This is a genomic window from Streptomyces sp. NPDC005899 (assembly GCF_040629645.1).
In the GTDB taxonomy this organism is placed as follows: domain Bacteria; phylum Actinomycetota; class Actinomycetes; order Streptomycetales; family Streptomycetaceae; genus Streptomyces.
In genome coordinates, this window is the sequence record NZ_JBEXWB010000645.1 from 1 (window position 1) to 1,747 (window position 1,747).

Sequence of the window (1,747 nt, forward strand, 5' to 3'; positions counted from 1 at the left end):
GTCGGAGCGGCAGGCCGCCGGCACGGCAGCGGAGTGCAGCCCGCGCGCGCCGGAATCCCCGGCGCCCGGCCCGCGCCGGGGTGTTTCGTCCGGGCGGAGACCGCCGTTTCCCGGGAGCCGGATACCCTGGGGTACTCAATCCGTTCACCCCCGACCCTGAGGACCGACGAGCGCCGTGTTCGATACTCTCTCCGACCGCCTTGCCGCGACTTTCAAGAACCTCAGGGGCAAGGGCCGCTTGTCCGAGGCGGACATCGACGCCACGGCTCGCGAGATCCGTATCGCCCTGCTCGAGGCCGACGTCGCCCTGCCCGTGGTCCGCTCCTTCATCGCCAAGGTCAAGGAACGGGCCAGGGGCGCCGAGGTCTCCCAGGCGCTGAACCCGGCGCAGCAGATGATCAAGATCGTCAACGAGGAGCTCGTCGGCATCCTCGGCGGCGAGACCCGGCGGCTGAGGTTCGCCAAGAACCCGCCCACCGTGATCATGCTCGCGGGTCTGCAGGGTGCCGGTAAGACCACCCTCGCCGGAAAGCTCGGTCTCTGGCTCAAGAGCCAGGGCCACTCCCCGCTGCTCGTCGCCTGCGACCTCCAGCGTCCCAACGCCGTCAACCAGCTGAGCGTCGTGGCCGACCGCGCGGGTGTCGCGGTGTACGCGCCGGAGCCGGGCAACGGCGTCGGCGACCCCGTCGCGGTCGCCAAGGACTCCATCGAGTACGCCAAGGCCAAGGTCCACGACATCGTGATCGTCGACACCGCCGGCCGTCTCGGTATCGACGAGGAGCTGATGCGGCAGGCCGCGGACATCCGCGACGCGGTCAGCCCCGACGAGATCCTGTTCGTCGTCGACGCCATGATCGGCCAGGACGCGGTCAACACCGCCGAGGCATTCCGCGACGGTGTCGGCTTCGACGGCGTGGTGCTCTCCAAGCTCGACGGTGACGCCCGCGGTGGCGCCGCCCTCTCGATCGCCCACGTCACGGGCAAGCAGATCATGTTCGCGTCGAACGGTGAGAAGCTCGAGGACTTCGACGCCTTCCACCCCGACCGCATGGCCTCCCGCATCCTCGACATGGGTGACCTGCTCACCCTGATCGAGCAGGCGGAGAAGACGTTCAGCCAGGAAGAGGCCGCCAAGATGGCCTCCAAGCTGGCGTCGAGCAAGGGGAAGGACTTCACGCTCGACGACTTCCTGGCGCAGATGGAGCAGGTCAGGAAGATGGGCTCCATCTCCAAGCTGCTCGGCATGCTGCCCGGCATGGGCCAGATCAAGGACCAGATCAACAACATCGACGAGCGCGACGTGGACCGCACCGCCGCCATCATCAAGTCGATGACCCCGAAGGAACGCGCCGAGCCGACCATCATCAACGGCTCACGCCGGGCGCGCATCGCCAAGGGCTCCGGCGTCGACGTCTCCGCCGTGAAGAACCTCGTCGAGCGGTTCTTCGAGGCCCGCAAGATGATGTCGAAGATGGCCCAGGGCGGCGGAATGCCGGGAATGCCTGGGATGCCCGGCATGGGCGGTGGTCCCGGCCGCCAGAAGAAGCAGGTCAAGCAGGCCAAGGGCAAGCGCAAGAGCGGCAACCCCATGAAGCGCAAGGCGGAGGAGCAGGCCGCCGCGGCCCGCCGCGAGCAGGCGGCGCAGGGGGGCGCGCTCGGTCTTCCCGCCCCGGAGGACAAGAACTTCGAGCTGCCGGACGAGTTCAAGAAGTTCATGGGCTGACCGGGGCCGACCGGTCCGGGACAC

General features: G+C 68.5%; 1 protein-coding gene. It reads left to right on the forward strand.

Going from position 1 to position 1,747, the window contains the following annotated elements; translation table 11 throughout:
• Positions 1 to 175 precede the first annotated feature (175 nt).
• Positions 176 to 1,723, forward strand: coding sequence for a signal recognition particle protein (gene ffh, locus ABZ371_RS32355; protein WP_358686456.1), 1,548 nt, complete (start codon positions 176 to 178; stop codon positions 1,721 to 1,723).
• Positions 1,724 to 1,747 lie beyond the last annotated feature (24 nt).